The sequence below is a fragment of the Buttiauxella sp. A111 genome (assembly GCF_014189855.1).
In the GTDB taxonomy this organism is placed as follows: domain Bacteria; phylum Pseudomonadota; class Gammaproteobacteria; order Enterobacterales; family Enterobacteriaceae; genus Buttiauxella; species Buttiauxella selenatireducens.
In genome coordinates this window covers 15,483-33,701 of the sequence record NZ_BJFN01000009.1, presented here as the reverse complement: position 1 = coordinate 33,701, position 18,219 = coordinate 15,483, and the positions used below count along the sequence as shown (strand labels likewise).

Sequence of the window (18,219 nt, the reverse complement as noted above, 5' to 3'; positions counted from 1 at the left end):
GTCATATGTCGCGTTTATTATCGCGCTGGCAGTCGCCGGATGCACAAGGACGCACGCAATGTGTCACGCCGGAGCGTGCGGGCTGGGGCTATGTTGGCTTTGAGGTTTTTGAGCTAACCGAAGGGCAGCAACTGAACTTGCCTGCGGTGAGCGAAGAGCGCTGTCTGGTGTTAGTGGCCGGACGGGCTTCCATCAGTACATCGACGGCAAACTTTGCTGATATCGGTGAAAGGATGAGCCCGTTTGAGCGTAAAAAACCGTGGGCGGTCTACGTCACGCCCGGCGAAAGCGTGCATGTGCAGGCGCTGACCCGCATTGAGTTGGCGGTGTGCGCAGCACCTGGCAAAGGAACCTGGCCGACCCGGCTTATCGCACCGCAGGATATTAACGCTGAAGCCCGCGGTAAGGGGCATAACCAGCGCTATGTACACAATATTCTGCCGGAGGATCAGGCAGCCGATAGCCTGCTTGTAGTGGAAGTCTGGACGAACGAAGGATGCACCAGTTCGTATCCCAGCCATAAACACGACACCGACAATCCGCCGCAGGAAACCTACCTTGAGGAGACCTATTATCATCGCCTCAACCCGGTGCAGGGATTCTGCATGCAGCGCGTCTATACCGATGACCGGAAGCTCGATGAGTGTATGGCTGTCTACAATCGCGATGTGGTGATGGTGCCAAAAGGGTATCACCCGGTGGCAACGATGGCGGGGTACGACAGTTACTACCTCAACGTGATGGCCGGGCCGGTACGCAAATGGATGTTTACTTGGGAAGCGGATCACGCATGGATTAATCATGATTATCCGCGAGAGTAAACCGTGGGATCGGTAAGCCTCTCAGGTTTTCCGTTCACCCGTACGACTGGTTATCTCTGTCACCACAGCTCACGGTGAACGTGCCAGGAGGATTACGCCATCCTCCTGGCAACCTCGGCGCCCGGTTTTAAATTGCCGCTACGCGGTAAACCCCAGCTTATCCCCAACGTTCAGGGTCGTTCGCGATTCGGTTATTCGTCACATCCCTGTGACGAACCACTTCGTGGCCAACGTAAACGTTGCTCAAAAATGTTCCTAACATTTTTGTCCGACGATCGCTCACTGGCGTGGTTCCCGACCACGCCACCCTGACTTTTGGGCAACGCTGGAGCAATTTATACCGGGAACAAAGTCAACACCGGTTGGGCTTTTGACTGTGTGTTTTGATGTTGACCTTTGAGTCCGGCATAAATCGCCTTCATTTTTACTTTAACGGACGGGTCACGTCGTCGGGAACGACGTGAGGTTGTGATCGCCGGGAGCGAATCACAACCGACCCAGGACGGTGAAGGAAAAATGGAGGTCCCCGCGCAGCGGCGATTTAGAGCCGGGAGCCGGGATTATCAAGGGTGCCGCGGCGGCACCCTTGATACGTTCACCGGTTCGGTGGCCACATAAAACGGAAGACTTCGAGTGAACGGAACCTTCACAAATTCCAATATAAACCCCTCACTCTCATCTCAAATATGTGACTAAGAGAAAAAAGGCGATTGCTCAGATTGCCCCTCAAAACTCGACACTTACTTTATTGCTGTGTTTCCAATGCTGCCCGCTTTTTAACCGAGCAATCGGTAATTCACAATCGGAGGGAAATAACAGAAATTTTAGTTATTCCCACCAACCTTAATTTAACCTTAATTTATTCACTTAAAACAGTTAACCCCTCCTCATTTCCCACAGATGACTGAAAGATGAAAGGATTCTTGCAGTTATGTGAATAAGTGACAAATTTGAGACATCTGTCACTTATTTAAATCAGGCAAATTTATTTATCCCAACCTCCCCATTCTTAATATTGAGCTAAGAAAACTTTGTTAGGTTGTTTTTAATTTAGCTGCGGTTTAGATAGCAGCTTGTTGAATCAGTCATGTTGTACTTTTATTTATATTATTTATTACATGATGAATGCCTTCATGCGTTTTCTTAATGGGCGAATCACGATGTGGACAACGTTTATGCTGTGCTTGCCAATGATGGGATTATCCAATGAGTGAATTTCTACCGTTCTCGCGTCCCGCTATGGGGCCAGAAGAGCTGTCCGCTGTTAGTGAAGTTTTGCAATCAGGCTGGATAACCACAGGGCCAAAGAATCAGCTGCTTGAACAAGCATTTTGCGAACTGACCGGGAATAAACACGCGATAGCCGTCAGTTCCGCCACGGCGGGGATGCACGTCGCTTTGATGGCGTTGGGAATACAGGCGGGTGATGAGGTGATAACACCTTCGCTGACCTGGGTTTCGACCCTGAATATGATTGTGCTGCTGGGCGCTGAGCCGGTGATGATCGACGTTGACCGCGACACGCTGATGGTGACCGCAGAAAGTATTGAGGCCGCGATAACCCCGCGTACTCGCGCAATTATTCCGGTCCATTATGCCGGTGCGCCAGTGGACATTGACGCTATCCGCGCGGTAGGTGAGCGCCACGGTATTCCAGTGATTGAAGACGCGGCACATGCTGCTGGAACCTGGTACAAAGGCAAACATGTGGGTGACCGTGGGACGGCAATATTCTCGTTCCACGCCATTAAAAACATGACCTGTGCCGAAGGTGGATTGATTGTCACTGACGATGAATCGTTCGCAAACAAGATGCGGAGCCTGAAGTTTCATGGTTTAGGCGTTGACGCCTTTGACAGGCAAACGCTCGGACGTGCGCCTCAGGCTGAGGTGATTAGCCCAGGTTATAAATACAATCTTGCCGATATTAACGCGGCCATCGCGTTGGTGCAGTTAAAAAAACTGGAACAAAATAATGCACGCCGCACCGAAATAGCCGAGCGTTATCTGGCTGAACTGGTGAACACGCCTTATTTACCCCTTATCCACCCAAACTGGGCGCATAAACACGCCTGGCATCTTTTTATTATTCGTGTTGATGAAGCTCGCTGCGGTATTTCCCGTAATGATCTTATGGATGCTTTGAAAGCAAAAGGGATTGGCACCGGTTTGCACTTCCGCGCCGCCCACACCCAGAAATATTATCGCGAACGCTACCCGGCACTCTCTTTACCTGAAACCGAATGGAACAGTGAACGTATTTGTTCCATTCCTTTATTCCCAACGATGACGGATGACGATGTCACTCGCGTGATTACAGCCTTACGCGAAGTGGCAGGAAAATAATATGACCAAACCCGAAGCCATTCACAAAGTGTCTGTGGTGATCCCGGTTTATAACGAGCAGGAAAGTTTGCCCGAACTGATCAGACGGACAACGGCTGCCTGCGAAACCCTGGGAAAAGATTATGAAATTCTGCTGGTAGATGATGGCAGCAGTGACAATTCTGCGGACATGTTAAGCGATGCGGCCGAAGCGCCGGGCAGCCATATTGTTGCCGTCTTGCTCAACCGAAATTATGGGCAACACAACGCGATTATGGCGGGCTTTAGCCACGTCACCGGAGATTTAATCGTCACGCTCGATGCGGATTTGCAAAACCCGCCAGAAGAAATCCCACGCCTGGTGGCAAAAGCCGATGAGGGCTACGACGTGGTCGGCACCGTGCGTCAGAACCGTCAGGATACCTGGTTCCGTAAACGCGCATCACGCCTGATTAACCGCCTGATCCAGAGCACCACCGGTAAAGCGATGGGCGACTACGGCTGCATGTTGCGCGCCTATCGCCGCCATATTATCGACGCGATGCTCAACTGCCACGAACGCAGCACGTTTATCCCGATCCTTGCCAACACGTTTGCCCGTAAAGCCACTGAGATCCCAGTACATCACGCCGAACGCGAGTTTGGTGATTCGAAATACAGCTTTATGCGCCTGATCAATCTGATGTACGACCTGGTCACCTGCCTGACGACCACGCCGCTGCGCATGCTCAGCGTATTCGGCAGCATCATCGCGGTAATGGGATTTGCGCTTTCGGTACTGCTGGTGGTTTTACGCCTTGCTTTCGGGCCGCAATGGGCGGCGGAAGGGGTGTTCATGCTCTTTGCCGTCCTGTTTATGTTTATCGGTGCGCAGTTTGTCGGCATGGGGCTGCTCGGTGAATACATTGGCCGTATTTACACCGATGTCCGCGCCCGCCCTCGTTACTTTATTCAACGCGTCGTTAGCCATGATGTTAGCCGCGATCCCGTTTCAACTTCTTCAGAGGAAAATCATTAATGAAAGCTGTCGTTTTTGCTTATCACGACATGGGGTGCGCGGGCGTTAACGCACTGGTCGCCGCCGGTTATGACATTGCCGCGATTTATACCCATCCTGATTCACCTGCTGAAAACCATTTCTTTGGCTCAGTGGCGCGAACGGCTGCGGAACACGGCATTCCGGTGTATGCCCCGGATGACGTGAATCATCCGCTGTGGGTTGACCGCATTCAGTCGGCTCAGCCTGATGTGATTTTCTCTTTCTACTACCGCAACTTGCTGTGCGATGAAATTTTAAATAGCGCATCCGTTGGCGCATTTAATTTGCACGGTTCGGCTTTGCCTGCATATCGTGGTCGTGCTCCGCTGAATTGGGTACTGGTGAATGGCGAAACTGAAACCGGCGTCACTCTGCACCGCATGGTTAAACGTGCCGATGCAGGTGCGATCGTGGCACAAAACCGGGTGAAGATTACCCCGGAAGACACGGCATTAACGCTGCACCATAAACTGACTAAGGCGGCGTCTGACTTACTGGAAGACATCCTGCCCGTTATCAAAACCGGGCATTTCCCCCAGTTCGAACAAGACCACACGAAAGCTACCGTGGTTGGCCGCAGGACACCGCAGGATGGCTGCATCAGCTGGCAATCAACCGCCAGTGAAATTAATAACCTGGTACGCGCGGTTACTGACCCGTGGCCTGGTGCCTTTAGCTACGTCGGTGGCAGCAAATTCATCGTCTGGAAAGCGCGCGTGCTGGAAGGTTTGCAGGCAGCGAAAGCGGGAACCGTGCTGTCTGCGAGTCCGTTAGTGATTGCCACCGGCGGCGGTGCGCTGGAAATCCTGACCGGGCAAACCGAAAATGGCGTTTACATGCAGGGTTCACAACTGGCACAAAGCCTCGGTCTGGTGGCGGGCGCATTGCTCAGCAGCCAACCGGCCTCTGTCATAAAACGCCGCACCCGGGTGTTAATCCTCGGCGTGAACGGGTTTATCGGTAACCACCTGACTGAGCGTCTGTTGCAGGACGATAACTTTGAAGTTTTCGGCCTGGATATTAGCTCTGATGCAATCAGCCGTTTCATTGGCAATGCGCGATTCCACTTTGTGGAAGGGGACATCAGCATTCACTCCGAGTGGATTGAATATCACATCAAGAAATGCGACGTGGTTCTGCCGCTGGTGGCGATTGCCACGCCAATTGAATATACCCGCAATCCGCTACGCGTGTTTGAGCTGGATTTCGAGGAAAACCTGAAGATTATTCGTGACTGCGTGAAGTATCAAAAACGCATTATCTTCCCGTCTACTTCCGAAGTGTACGGCATGTGCACCGACAAAGTTTTCGATGAAGATAACTCGAACCTGATTGTCGGGCCTATCAACAAACAACGCTGGATTTACTCGGTTTCCAAGCAGCTTCTTGACCGCGTGATTTGGGCATACGGCGAGAAAGAGGGGTTACGCTTTACGCTGTTCCGTCCGTTTAACTGGATGGGGCCACGCCTGGATAACCTGAATGCGGCGCGTATCGGCAGCTCGCGCGCTATTACACAGTTGATTCTCAACCTGGTAGAAGGATCACCGATTAAGCTGATTGACGGTGGCCGCCAAAAACGTTGCTTCACGGATATCAGCGACGGTATCGAAGCGCTGTTCCGCATCATTGAAAACAAAAACAGCAACTGCGACGGGCAAATCATCAATATCGGCAACCCGGATAACGAAGCGAGCATTAAAGAACTGGCTGAAATGCTGTTGGCAAGCTTTGAAAAACACCCATTGCGCAGCCACTTCCCGCCGTTTGCTGGCTTCCGCGAAGTGGAAAGCAGCACCTATTACGGCAAAGGTTATCAGGACGTGGAACACCGTAAACCGAGCATTCGTAATGCCCAGCGCTTGCTAAACTGGACTCCTGGGGTCGAGATGGAAAAAACCATCGACGAAACGCTGGATTTCTTCCTGAAAACAGTTGAACTGACGGAACCTCAGGCATGAGAAAAGTTGGCCTGCGCATTGATGTAGATACATGGCGGGGCACCCAGCAAGGGGTTCCGCATCTTCTTGAGATCTTAAGTTTGCACAGTATTCAGGCCACATTTTTCTTCAGTGTTGGCCCGGATAATATGGGCCGACATTTGTGGCGGCTGGTGAAGCCACAGTTTCTGTGGAAGATGCTGCGCTCAAAAGCAGCATCGCTCTACGGTTGGGATATTTTACTGGCCGGCACCGCATGGCCGGGCCGTAAAATCGGTGAGGGAAACGCGGAGATCATTTCAGCCGCGGCGGATCACCACGAAGTGGGCTTGCACGCCTGGGACCATTTTGCCTGGCAAACCTGGGCGGGTGTCTGGGATAACGCGCATCTGGAAAAACAAATCCGCCTCGGGCTTGATACGTTAAGCGCGATCATCGAACAACCGGTGACGTGCTCAGCCGTTGCCGGATGGCGTGCTGATCAGCGTGTGGTGCGGGCGAAGGAGTCGTTTGGTTTTACCTACAATAGCGATTGCCGGGGTACCGCGCCGTTTCGTCCGTTATTACCCGACGGCAGTATCGGGACGGTGCAAATACCGGTGACGCTTCCCACCTGGGATGAAGTGATTGGCCCAGACGTCAGCCGTGAAGGTTACAACCGTTTTATCCTGGATCGCATCAAGCAAGATACGGGAACCCCGGTGTACACCATTCACGCCGAAGTGGAGGGGATTGTCATGCGCCGGGACTTTAGTCAATTGCTGACCCTGGCCGCGCAGGAAGGTATTCAGTTCTGCCCGTTAAGCGAATTGTTACCGGAAGATTTATCCACTTTACCGCTAGGTAAAGTGGTGCGCGATGTGATCCCTGGCCGTGAAGGGTGGTTAGGTTGCCAACAGAACATTAAGAGTTAAACGGATGAAATTAGTCAAATATTCGGTGGTTCTGTTATTAGGTTTTGCTCTGCTTTACCTGCTCCCCCTCGAGTTTCGCGCCCTGTGGCAGCCGGATGAAACCCGCTATGCGGAAATCAGCCGCGAGATGCTGGCGGCAGGAAACTGGATAGTGCCGCACTTTCTGGATGTGCGTTATTTCGAAAAGCCGGTGGCGGGCTACTGGATAAACAACATCAGTCAGTTAATTTTTGGCCATAACAACTTCGCGGTGCGGTTTGGTTCGGTCTTTTCTATTACGTTAAGCGCGCTGATGGTGTCGTGGTTGGCGTTTCGTTTGTGGCGCGATAAAACCGTCGCCGTCATGTCGGGTGTGATTTTCCTGACCTGTCTGCTGGTTTATGGTGTGGGCTCTTACGCCGTGCTCGACCCGATGATCACGCTGTGGCTGGTGGCCGCAATGTGCAGTTTTTGGCTTGGGGCGAATGCGCAAACGACAGCGGGAAAGGCGGGCGGCTATATTCTGCTGGGACTTGCCTGCGGAATGGGCGTCATGACCAAAGGTTTCCTTGCGCTGGCTGTGCCTGTGCTGGGCGTATTGCCGTGGGTAATTGCTCAGAAACGCTGGAAAGAGGTTCTGCTGTTTGGGCCGCTGGCGGTTATCAGCGCCACGCTGATTACGTTGCCGTGGGCGCTGGCTATCGCTAAAGCGGAACCTGATTTCTGGCACTACTTCTTCTGGGTTGAGCATATTCAGCGTTTCGCAGAAAAAGATGCTCAGCATAAAGCGCCATTCTGGTACTACATACCGTTCCTGATTGCCGGGTGTTTGCCATGGCTGGCGCTGCTGCCTGGCGCATTAAAACGCGGCTGGCAGGAGCGCAAAATTGAAAGCGGCTCGCTTTATCTGCTGGGTTGGGTAGTCATGCCGTTGCTGTTCTTTAGCATCGCGAAAGGAAAGCTGCCGACCTACATTCTGCCGTGTTTTGCTCCTCTGGCTATTCTGCTGGCACGCCATGCCACGCAGTTGCTGGCCCAGTCGCGGACGTTGAAAATCAATAGCTGGATTAACATGATTTTTGGCGGAGTCTGCACGTTGGTGGTGCTGATAGGGCTGGCACCGTGGGGCGTGGCAAAGCATCCGGTTTATGCCAATCATGAAGTGCTGAAGGTGATTCAGGCGAGCGTTGCGTTTCTGGTGTGGGCGCTGGTGGGCTACCTCACGTTGCGTAATAACAACAGGCTCTGGCAGTGGGCGGCGTTATGTCCACTTGGCCTGGCGTTGTTAGTGGGCGGCGTTATCCCTGACAAAGTTATCGATTCCAAACATCCGCAGGTCTTTATCGACGTGGTACGTCCGGAACTCGAAAGCAGCCGCTACATTCTTGCCGATAGCGTAGGCGTGGGCGCAGGTATTGCCTGGGAATTAAAGCGTAGTGATATCACGATGTACGCCAAACCCGGTGAGCTGAATTATGGCCTGACTAATTTTGATGATGCAAAGGACAACCTGGTTTCCCGTGAGGATTTCGCCCGTTGGCTGTCGGTTCATCGTAAAGAGGGGAATGTCTCGCTGGTGATGCTACTGTCGAAAGATAAACTGCCGGAAGACCACTCTGTACCTGAGCCCGATCAACTTTATCGTAAAGGGCGCTTCGTGCTCTTCTTCTACGAAAAAACACCATGAGTTATCTGTTGATTATGCTGGCCAGCCTGCTGAGTTGCGGCGGCCAGCTTTGCCAGAAGCAGGCCACCTGGAAACGAGGCAGGCGGCATTTATTGGGCTGGCTGGCGTTCAGTGTTGTGCTGCTCGGCTGCGCCATGCTGCTGTGGTTGCTGGTTTTACAGCGTGTACCGGTCAGCGTTGCTTATCCGATGCTTAGCCTTAATTTTATCTTTATTACGCTTGCTGCCCGTTTTATCTGGCATGAGCCCATTTCCCTGCGGCATGGGTTGGGCGTGGTGCTGATTATTGCCGGGATCTCCATCCTCGGAGGGGCTGCCTGATGGGATACTTCTGGGCATTGATGAGCGTGCTGTTAGTCAGTTGCGCTCAGCTCATTATGAAATGGGCGATGATGACGTTGCCTCTGGTTAACCGACCCCATGAACTGCTAACGGCATTTTTAGCCCTCAGCCCTGGTGCTGTGGCGCTGTTGGTTGGCCTGTTTGCATATGTTTGTTCGATGGGCTGCTGGTTTCTGGCGTTGCGCCGAGTGGCGTTGAGTAAAGCCTATCCGTTGCTCAGTTTAAGCTACGTGCTGGTGTGGGCTGCCGCGATCTGGCTGCCGTGGTTGCATGAAGGTTTTAGTATGGGGAAATTGGTTGGGGTCGGCGTCATTTTTCTTGGTTTGTTATTGATCAGCATTCCTGACAAAAAACGTTAAATTTGCCGCTACTGCATAGCCTCTTCGAGAGTATCGAGTAAGTAAGCCAGATGCAGAGTGATATCAAAAACATTGAATAGCAGTAAACCCCAGACACCAGACATTAAAACAATCAGGCTAGCTAAGAACCAGTAAAACATACATTTTTTCATTCTATTAGGCAGTGCATAACGTTATAACAAACTCTTTGCAGGATGTTACGTCATGTTTTGTAAAATGAATCTATAGATTTTAATAAGTGGGGTGAATGTCATGGTTGAAGCCTGCGAGGCAACCGCTTTTAGCGGTTGCCTCTTATTTTCAGGCTTTGGGTTTTCAGGCTTTTGGGAAAATCCAGACATGTTGCTTTGGTAACGCCAGATGGCAATGTTGCGGGTCACGAACCTCGCGGCCGTAAGCCCGGATAACAAAATCGTCGCCTGAAGTACGGAACAGATATTCCCAGCGGTCGCCGAGATACATGCTGGTCAATAGTGGCAATTCAAGTTGATTTTCTCCCGGGCCGTCCACCAGTTCCACACGCTCAACGCGGATAACGGCGGTGCCTTCCTGGCTGACCTGTACGCCTGCTCCTGCCTGTCCCCAAAGACTCCAACCCTTTCCTTCAATGCGGGCAAAGCCATCGCGAACCTCCGTCACTTTGCCGTGCAAGCGGTTGTTGCTCCCCATGAACTCGGCGGTAAACAGGGTTTTTGGTGAGCCGTACATTTCCTGCGGCGTACCTTGTTGTTCTATTTTGCCGTTGTTAAGCAGCAGAATGCGGTCAGAAATCGCCATTGCTTCGTTCTGGTCGTGCGTCACCATCAGCGCCGATAAACCGAGTTTAATAATCAGTTCGCGCAGGAAGACACGGGCTTCCTCGCGTAACTTAGCATCGAGATTCGACAGCGGTTCATCAAGCAGGATAACCGGTGGGTTGTAAACCAGTGCCCGGCCAATCGCCACGCGCTGTTGCTGCCCACCCGAAAGCTGATACGGATGGCGCTTGCCAAGATGCCCGAGGCCAAGTTGATCCAGCACCGCCTGCACTCGCTGGGCGATTTCAGCGGTCGGCACTTTGCGTAGTTTCAGCGGGTAGGCGACATTCTCAAACACGGTTTTGTGCGGCCATAACGCGTAGGACTGAAACACCAGCCCGAGATTACGTTCCTCGGCAGGAATTTCACTGCGCGGTGTGCCGTCATACACTTTGTTGTTGCCAATGGTAATGGCACCCTGCGTCGGCTTTTCAAGGCCTGCGACGGCCCGCAGCAACGTGGTTTTTCCGCTACCGGAAGGCCCGAGCAACGACACCACTTCGCCGCGTTTCAAATTCATCGAAACGCCTTTTAGCACCGGGTTGTCGCCGTAGGTTAAATGAAGATTGTCGACCGATAATTCAATCATGTAATTTGACTCCGAAGCGAAGGGCAATACCCAGACCTACCACCACCAGCAGGATGTTAATAAACGAGAGCGCTGCGACAATATCAATGGCACCTGCGGCCCACAGGGACACCAGCATCGAGCCGATGGTTTCGGTTCCCGGTGAAAGCAAGTACACACCCGTTGAATATTCACGTTCGAAAATCAGGAACATCAGCAGCCATGAACCAATCAGGCCGTAGCGCGATAACGGGATGGTGACGTGGCGAGTGATTTGCCCGCGAGTGGCCCCGGTGCTGCGCGCGGCTTCTTCAAGCTCCGGCCCAACTTGCAGTAGCGTTGAGGAGATGAGTCGTAAGCCGTATGCCATCCACACCACGGTGTACGCCAGCCAGACGCTGAAAATAGTGCTGCGTAATGACCGTAACCAGACCACCAGATTATCCCGCAGCCATTGCGACCACGGCATTCCGGAAAGCCAGCCAGATTTAAGCGCGCTATCGAGCCACATTGGCAGGAACAGGAACACCCACAAGAATGCCAGGCCGGCCAACAGACCTGGAACCGCACGAGGCACGAGCACGCTGTAATCCAGAAAACGCGTAACGTTGTCAGGTTTGCGATGCATGGCGATACCGATAAACAGGTAACAGGCCACGGCGAGTGCGCCGCCGATAACTCCAATCGCCATGGAGTTGATGATGGCGCGCAGCAGATTAGGTTGTTCCCAGATATTGCGGAACGTATTGAGCGACAGCTCATCCCAAAGGGAAACCCCAACGCCCCAGTTGGAGATAAAAGCACGCAGCACGACACCAATTAATGGAACGCCAATGGTCACCGTCAGCCAGAATGCGACCACCGCACCCGCCACCCAGCGCCATTTCCCCAGCGGCAATGCACGCGCCTGCGACGCTTTACCTTTGACTGTGACGAAGCGGTTGGCGGTGCGCATCAGGCGGCGTTGTAACATCACAAGCGGAATAGTGATGCAAATCAGCACCACAGCAACCGCGGCCATCAAGTGATACGACGGCGTGCCGAGCTTATTGGTCAACTGATACAAATAAGTCGCCAGCACCATGTTGCCTTCAGGATCACCGAGCACCAGCATCAGCCCGAACACTTCCAGACCGAGGAAGAACAGCAAAACCGAAGCATAGAGAATCGACGGGCGCACCATGGGCAAACTGACTGCCGTCATTACCTGTAACGGCGATGCCCCGGCGATACGCGCCGCTTCTTCAACATCGGAACCCACGCTACGCAGCGCAGAAGAGATGTATAGATAGGCGTGCGGAACGTGTGTCAGGCCCGCGATAACCACGATGCTCGACATGTCGTAGATGTTCCACGGCACGAAACCGAGAACCGACTGCGCCCACAGCGAGAAGAAGCCTACTGGACCTGCGGCGACCACGTAGCCAAACCCCAGAACCATCGGTGAGACAAAAATGGGCACCAGGATCAGCGGCTCAATCAGACGTCGGCCGGGTAAATCGGTGCGCACCATCAGAAACGCCAGAATCCCGCCAAGCGGAATGGCAATAATCACCAGTCCGAATGCCAGAATAAAACCACTTTTCAGCGCTTTGTAGAAATCAGGATCGGTAAAAATAAACCCGAAGGATTCGAGGCTCCACTCTTTTGACGGCGCAAAGAATGGCGCGGAAAGAAAACTTTGGATAACGATGAACGAGAGTGGAATGTAGATAACGAGCGCGGTTATCAACACCACAACACCGCGCGGCAGGCTCTGCCACTTTCTGAGTAATGGACTCATACAACTTCCCTTCGGTTAGGAATCCACAGGTAAGTGGTTCGGGTGAGCGAGTGCGGTCAACGCACTCGCAGCTTGAAGGATGACGGGTAAATTATTTCTGAGCAGCTTCACGCCACTGCTTGATGTAATCGAGACGCTTTTTAGGTTGCAGATACTCAAGCAGGCTTTCATCGACCGGGATAGGTTTGAGCGCACTGCCTAACATTTTGGTCATGCCATCAATATCGTTTTTGCCTTCGATATCGTTGCGGATGGACGGGATATCAGCCTGATTTGCCAGAATACTCTGCCCTTTATCAGACAGCACATAGTCCAGCCACAGTTTCGCAGCGTTGCCGTTTTGCGCTTGCTGACTGATGAAAGAAACGCGTGACAACACCAGGGTGTAATCCTTTGGATAAGAGATGCCGAGCGAAGGATCGGTTTTCGCGCGGGCTTCTGCGTATGAGCCAAGAATGTTAAAGCCAATCAGGTTTTCGCCGGATGACACGCGTTCCATCATGGTGCCGGTAGATGACTGCACCGCTAACCCACCTTTGGCGACGTCAGCCAGCGTTTTGAAATAGTTAGGATCGGCTTTGGAGTCCTGAACGGAAAGCATAAAGCCCAGGCCCGATTTCTCGATATCGTAGGTGGTAACTTTTTTGCTGAACTTGTCGGTCTGGCTGGCAATCAGCTTCGCCAGTGCGCTATGGGAATCAGGCACTTCGCCTGCCGGAATCAAACGTTTGTTATAGATAAACACCACCGGTTCGTAGGTTGTACCGTAGGCCTTATCCTTCCACATTGCCCATTTTGGCAACTGGCTCTGTTCAGGGGATTTATATTCTTGCGCATAGTCCACCGCCAGTTTCAGCGCGGTGTCCATTGAAGAGCTCCAGACCACGTCGCCACTGTTGCCACCCGCGGCTTGTTCGCTGATATAACGGTTGTACAGTTCGGTACTGTTCATGTCGTTATATTCAACTTTTATTCCCGGATAAGCCGCTTCAAACCCTTGAATAAGCGGGCCTGCGGCTTTTGTGTCGGTCGTGGAATAGATAACCACTTTCCCTTCTTTGGTCGCAGCATCGACGACTTTTTGATAGTCGGCCGGGTAGCCTTGCGGTAGAGCAGACATTGCAGATGAAGACATAAGGACAGCGGCAGTAATCAGAGAGATGCGTAATTTATTCGACATTATTTTTAACCTTCTAGTTACATTTGAGAAACTAAAGGTAAACATAACGCAAGCCATCTTTCAGGCAATGGGGGGATTTTTATATCTTTCTGAATTGTGATTCGGGGCTTTTTCCAGGCAATTAACACCATTAACACCACGGAAAGTGTTTTCAATCGGACCCCAAAAGGGGCTTTTACGCCCCGATTTTTTTGCGGTAAAGCCGTCGCGGATGGCCGATATTTCCATACTGCATCTCCACCACGATTAACCCCATTTCGACGCAATACTCCAGATAGCGGCGACCGGTCGTTTTGCTGATCCCCACCTCTTGCACGACCTGCTCTACGGACCAGGAGATATCAGGCTTACAGGTAAAAACAGCCTGTACTCGCTCAAGCGTATTGGGTTCAATCCCTTTGGTTGACGAGGCTGACGGGATATTAATAGCAGGGAGATTAAAAAGCCGGTCCAACGCTGTTTGATCCACAACTTTCACATGGCGCTTTGTTTCTACCAGTTGCATAAACCGTTCAAGCGAACTGCGCAGGCGGTGAAAAGAGACGGGCTTTATGATGTAGTCAAACGCGCCGCTGCGCATGGCCTGGCTGCAGGTTTGCATGTCGCTTGCGGCTGTAATGAAAATCACGGAGCAATCGAAGCTTTTCAGCAAGGGGCTATCAATTAACTCCACGCCTTGCCCGTCGGGCAAAAAGTTGTCGAGCAACACCAACGGGGGTTGATGTAATTCCAGTAGGGCACGAGCCTGTTCAAGCGTTGCGGCAATCCCCACCACGCGCAGTTTGAAATTTTGCTCGATAAAGTCACGATGCAAACTGGCGAGATAGGGTTCATCCTCCACGATGACGACATCGAATGCGCTGCTTTTACTCATGGTGTTGTCCTGTTGAAACGCTCCCGGGGAACGGAATAAAAACAGAAAATATCGTACCTTGTGGCGAATTGTCTGTGACTTCGATACTGCCGCCAGCCTGATTGACATATCCCGCAGCCAGATACAGGCCGATGCCATGATCCGAGCCTGCCATCTCATGCACGTCTGAAGGTTTGCTCGACACCCCTTGCTCAAAGATATGGGGTTTTAATGCATCCTCAATTCCGACACCCTGATCGGCGACTTCAATCAACAATTCCTGATTTCTGTCCGAAATATAAAGCTCTACAGGCGCTGCACTATTGTGGGCTTTTAGCGTGGCGTCGACTGCGTTATCCAGCAAATTGCCAATCACTGACATCAGTGCCGTTTCGCTGATACCACTGGGAATGCGGGTGAGCTGGCAGGCTGGATCGAACGCCAGCTCAATTCCTTTTTCTCGCGCGCTGACGAATTTTCCCAATAACAGACCGCATAAACATGGGGAAGTGATGCGCGTGGAGACAAAATCCAGCACTGCCTGTGCGCCTTCGGATTGCGCCTGAATGTAGCGCATCGCATCGTCATAACGTTGCATTTGTAGCAGACCGGCCAGTGTCGCGGTCCAGTTCAGTTGCTCATGGCGCATGATACGCAGGTTGTCGGCATAGCGCTTCACCTGGCTCAACTGGCTGCTCAAGGTGTTGATGTCATTTTTGTCGCGAAAGCTAAAGACCCAACCCCTTTCAGCGCCGGGTTCCACTTCGATAGGCACGCGGTTGACGATCACTTCGCGTTGATTCAATACCGTGATTTGATCGTGGAGGCTGCGGTTATCTACCGCGCGGGTTGGGTCAAAAAAGGTCAGCGGGGTTTGCACGATTTTCTCAATGGGTTTGCCAATGAGTTCATTTTCGGGCTGGCGAATATCCAGTAATTCCCGTGCGGCACGGTTAATTAAGATCAGCTGTTTCTCGGCGTTAACCGCAAATATCCCTTCATACATCGCTTCCAGCAGCGCTTTTTGTTGTAGCACCAGTAATGCGATCTCTTTTGGCTCAAGCCAAAACATCTGCCTTTTGACGTTGCGGGTAAACATCCACGAAAAAATAAACAGCAGTATTAAAAGCAACAGGCCATATAAACCGGCTTGCCAGAGCAGCCGTGCATTAATATTGGCGATATAGGAGGTGAGGTAGCCGACCGAAACAATACCAATGACCTGATTGTTGGCATCGAGAATAGGGGCTTTGCTGCGCAATGAAACACCGATTCCCCCTTTACGCATGGAGATAATGGTTTTCCCCTGCAAAACCTCTGCGTTATCACCGCCAATCATCGGCAGATGTAGCCGCTCCGGTGATTCCGAGTGATAGAGATGCTGTTCACGCACATCGCCAATCACGATATAACTGGCATCACTTTGATTGCGCAGGGGTTGAATCAAATGTGCAATGCCTGACACATCCCTGGCGGCGACTTTCTCAGCAAGCCCTGGCATCAATGCAATCTGAGTGGCCTGAACCCGTGCGCGTTGGCCAAGATCTCGATGAAGCTGGCGGTCAAGAACATGAAACAAGATCGCCCCCAACAGGGCTAACAGCAGGCAGGAAAACCCCACCAAAGATAAAAAGAGTTTCACCTGAAAAGGTAATCTGCGTTTCATACAACCTGCTGTGGGCACACATTTAGTCACGTGGAATGAGCGTAACACGCGACACCTGCATGAATGCACCGCCAGTTTTACAAAGTAAAACCTCCGTCACCAACCTGTGCCAGTGCGTACCACTTCATCATCTCAGTTGTTCCTTTTTCACCCTCGGCGGGTGCCCAGGAGACATAGTCTTTTTCTGCAACGGGTTGATAGCCGCCTTGCTTCACTTCAAAAATCACCCCTCCATGATCCAAAGACAGAACCGTATGCCAGGTTCCGGCATCCATCTCCAGCGCTTTGCATTCTTCGCCCAACACCACGCGATGAGTCACCGTCCCGTTGTCATCAAAATTCAACACCAGGAAGCGCCCACGGAGTGCAAACAACAGCTCAAAAGTGAGTGGGTGGCGATGCGGTCGAACGTAAGTACCCGGTTCCATGGCGACAGCCAGTCGCTGTACGGGATCGCTTAATTCAGGGTGAAAGTTTTGGTGCGCGCGAAGGCGTGGAGAGCTTGCTGCGGCTTCGCTCTGTTTTTGCATGTCATTTAGGGTGATTGATTTCATGTGAGTTGCCTGGTTCGTTGGACTGTCACTGGATAATGTCATTGATATGGAAGCTTTTCCGGGATTTATACGGCAGATTGCTTAATTTCGTTGTCGCTTTTCATTGGAGCGTTCATTTATCCAGCAACTTATTAAAGCTCTGATGGGGAGAGGCTGCAGAACAAGGTTGAGCTGAGGGCATTTTTTGCGGTACTCATGCTCTCAGACACGGGGGGATGACAGAGATTATGGGAAACGAACGATCAGCTTCTCTAAAACTTTATGGTTGTGTTTTGCACCAGCAATAATTTCCTGTGTGCCTTCCTCGTCGCCGCTAAAACTCGTCACCAGCGCGCTATAGCAGGTGAGGGCATCGTTTGCATAGCCTGTGTGGGCCAGGGCGAGTGCGCGATTAAACATGGTTATCGCAACATATTTAGGGCTTGCTTCACCGCAAGCATTAAAACCGTTAGGGTCAGTTTCCTCTTTTTCGAGAAGTGTATTCTTCAGCCGCTCACACTTGACGATATGCGGGAAGGAAGACGCTAAGGCACACTGGGTTTGTCCACAGGCTTTTTTCGTGATGTTCATGCTTACGACCTCTGGTTTTTAACGCTTGTGGTTAACTCCAGAACAAATGAGGAGTTACACGAATTTAATGAATAACCAGATAGTAAGCTGCTGGTGATAAATAGCTCTGAAAGAGCATTTTCTGAAAATTAAAATAAGCAGTGTTGCGCATATGGATTTTAAAATTTAAAAGTACCATTTTGGTATGATTTATTTATTTGGCAATTATTATAGCTTGATTCTATTAAACACAATTGTGTGTGGTTATTGATGAAAAGCGCAACAATTCATAGTGTTTGGTTACGGCTATGCCACTGGGTTAATGTCCTGGCAATGCTCATTATGGTGACCAGTGGATGGCGCATTTATAACGCCTCGCCGCTGTTTGATGCCATGTTCCCTGATAACTTAACGTTGGGCGGATGGTTAGGCGGCGCAATTCAATGGCATTTTGCGGGTATGTGGCTATTCGGTATTAATGGCGTCGTTTACCTGTTGATCAATATATTCAGTGGCCGCCTGAAGAGGAAGTTTTTCCCGTTAACTATTCAAGGCATCTTTGCTGATTTTAAAGATGCACTTCGCGGAAAACTCGCTCATGCCGATCTAAGCCAATACAACATGGTACAGAAACTGGCATATTTGTTTGTGATGTGTGATGGTGTGTTATTAGTGGTTTCCGGCCTGGTGGTATGGAAATCGGTTCAATTCCCGTTACTGAATACGTTAATGGGTGGCTTTGATGCCGCAAGATATGTTCATTTCTTTGCTATGTCGGCAATGGTCGGCTTCGTTGTTATCCATTTAATTATGGTCATGCTGGTGCCTAAAACACTGTTAACCATGCTACGTGGCCGCTGAGAT

The 18,219-nt window shown here is 51.5% G+C and carries 17 protein-coding genes; 9 read left to right on the top strand and 8 right to left on the bottom strand.

All coding sequences use genetic code 11. The features are described 5' to 3' along the window. Positions 1-5: 5 nt before the first annotated feature. The 8 genes from iolB (at position 6) to arnF (ending at position 9,405) form a co-directional block, all read left to right on the top strand. Complete coding sequence (gene iolB, locus BSPA111_RS20570) at positions 6-821, top strand: 5-deoxy-glucuronate isomerase (protein ID WP_183272995.1); 816 nt, start codon at positions 6-8, stop codon at positions 819-821. A gap of 1,206 nt (positions 822-2,027) precedes the next feature. Then, a complete protein-coding gene (arnB, locus tag BSPA111_RS20565) occupies positions 2,028-3,167 on the top strand; it encodes a UDP-4-amino-4-deoxy-L-arabinose aminotransferase (RefSeq protein ID WP_183272994.1) in 1,140 nt (379 codons plus the stop codon). 1 nt (position 3,168) lies between these two features. Beyond that, positions 3,169-4,164 (top strand): undecaprenyl-phosphate 4-deoxy-4-formamido-L-arabinose transferase, encoded by a 996-nt coding sequence (arnC, locus tag BSPA111_RS20560; protein ID WP_183272993.1) that lies wholly within the window; start codon positions 3,169-3,171, stop codon positions 4,162-4,164. Continuing rightward, positions 4,164-6,146: a bifunctional UDP-4-amino-4-deoxy-L-arabinose formyltransferase/UDP-glucuronic acid oxidase ArnA gene (arnA, locus tag BSPA111_RS20555; RefSeq protein ID WP_183272992.1), complete on the top strand. Its 1,983-nt coding sequence runs from the start codon at positions 4,164-4,166 to the stop codon at positions 6,144-6,146. Before arnC ends, arnA begins: the two co-directional genes overlap by 1 nt. After that, entirely contained in the window at positions 6,143-7,039 is an 897-nt protein-coding gene (gene arnD / locus BSPA111_RS20550) for a 4-deoxy-4-formamido-L-arabinose-phosphoundecaprenol deformylase (protein WP_183272991.1), read from the top strand. The genes arnA and arnD overlap by 4 nt, the downstream gene beginning before the upstream one ends. A 4-nt stretch (positions 7,040-7,043) precedes the next feature. After that, entirely contained in the window at positions 7,044-8,705 is a 1,662-nt protein-coding gene (arnT, locus tag BSPA111_RS20545; RefSeq protein ID WP_183272990.1) for a lipid IV(A) 4-amino-4-deoxy-L-arabinosyltransferase, read from the top strand. Beyond that, positions 8,702-9,025 carry a 4-amino-4-deoxy-L-arabinose-phosphoundecaprenol flippase subunit ArnE gene (arnE, locus tag BSPA111_RS20540; RefSeq protein WP_183272989.1) on the top strand — a complete coding sequence of 108 codons (324 nt, stop codon included), beginning with the start codon at positions 8,702-8,704 and terminating at the stop codon, positions 9,023-9,025. Before arnT ends, arnE begins: the two co-directional genes overlap by 4 nt. After that, the gene (arnF, locus tag BSPA111_RS20535; RefSeq protein WP_183273065.1) at positions 9,022-9,405 is read left to right on the top strand and encodes a 4-amino-4-deoxy-L-arabinose-phosphoundecaprenol flippase subunit ArnF; all 384 of its coding nucleotides are present in this window, start codon (positions 9,022-9,024) and stop codon (positions 9,403-9,405) included. Before arnE ends, arnF begins: the two co-directional genes overlap by 4 nt. 8 nt (positions 9,406-9,413) lie before the next feature. Here arnF and BSPA111_RS22705 read toward each other — a convergent pair whose 3' ends face one another. From BSPA111_RS22705 to BSPA111_RS20500, 8 genes are all read right to left on the bottom strand, one after another. Then, positions 9,414-9,545, bottom strand: a complete 132-nt coding sequence (locus BSPA111_RS22705; protein WP_255459313.1) for a hypothetical protein — start codon at positions 9,543-9,545, stop codon at positions 9,414-9,416. Between the two features lie 175 nt (positions 9,546-9,720). Then, positions 9,721-10,791 carry an ABC transporter ATP-binding protein gene (locus BSPA111_RS20530; RefSeq protein ID WP_183272988.1) on the bottom strand — a complete coding sequence of 357 codons (1,071 nt, stop codon included), beginning with the start codon at positions 10,789-10,791 and terminating at the stop codon, positions 9,721-9,723. Then, entirely contained in the window at positions 10,784-12,553 is a 1,770-nt protein-coding gene (locus BSPA111_RS20525; protein WP_183272987.1) for an iron ABC transporter permease, read from the bottom strand. The genes BSPA111_RS20530 and BSPA111_RS20525 overlap by 8 nt, the downstream gene beginning before the upstream one ends. A 91-nt stretch (positions 12,554-12,644) precedes the next feature. Then, complete coding sequence (locus tag BSPA111_RS20520) at positions 12,645-13,733, bottom strand: ABC transporter substrate-binding protein (protein ID WP_183272986.1); 1,089 nt, start codon at positions 13,731-13,733, stop codon at positions 12,645-12,647. Between the two features lie 175 nt (positions 13,734-13,908). Then, entirely contained in the window at positions 13,909-14,607 is a 699-nt protein-coding gene (locus tag BSPA111_RS20515) for a response regulator (RefSeq protein ID WP_183272985.1), read from the bottom strand. Further along, entirely contained in the window at positions 14,600-16,252 is a 1,653-nt protein-coding gene (locus tag BSPA111_RS20510; RefSeq protein WP_183272984.1) for a sensor histidine kinase, read from the bottom strand. The genes BSPA111_RS20515 and BSPA111_RS20510 overlap by 8 nt, the downstream gene beginning before the upstream one ends. A gap of 77 nt (positions 16,253-16,329) precedes the next feature. Beyond that, positions 16,330-16,806, bottom strand: coding sequence for a WbuC family cupin fold metalloprotein (locus BSPA111_RS20505; RefSeq protein ID WP_183272983.1), 477 nt, complete (start codon positions 16,804-16,806; stop codon positions 16,330-16,332). 225 nt (positions 16,807-17,031) lie between these two features. Further along, complete coding sequence (locus BSPA111_RS20500) at positions 17,032-17,376, bottom strand: hypothetical protein (RefSeq protein WP_183272982.1); 345 nt, start codon at positions 17,374-17,376, stop codon at positions 17,032-17,034. Positions 17,377-17,625: 249 nt separating this feature from the next. Here BSPA111_RS20500 and BSPA111_RS20495 point away from each other — a divergent pair, with 249 nt between their 5' ends. Next, the gene (locus tag BSPA111_RS20495; RefSeq protein WP_183272981.1) at positions 17,626-18,216 is read left to right on the top strand and encodes a cytochrome b/b6 domain-containing protein; all 591 of its coding nucleotides are present in this window, start codon (positions 17,626-17,628) and stop codon (positions 18,214-18,216) included. The last annotated feature ends 3 nt before the right edge of the window (positions 18,217-18,219 follow it).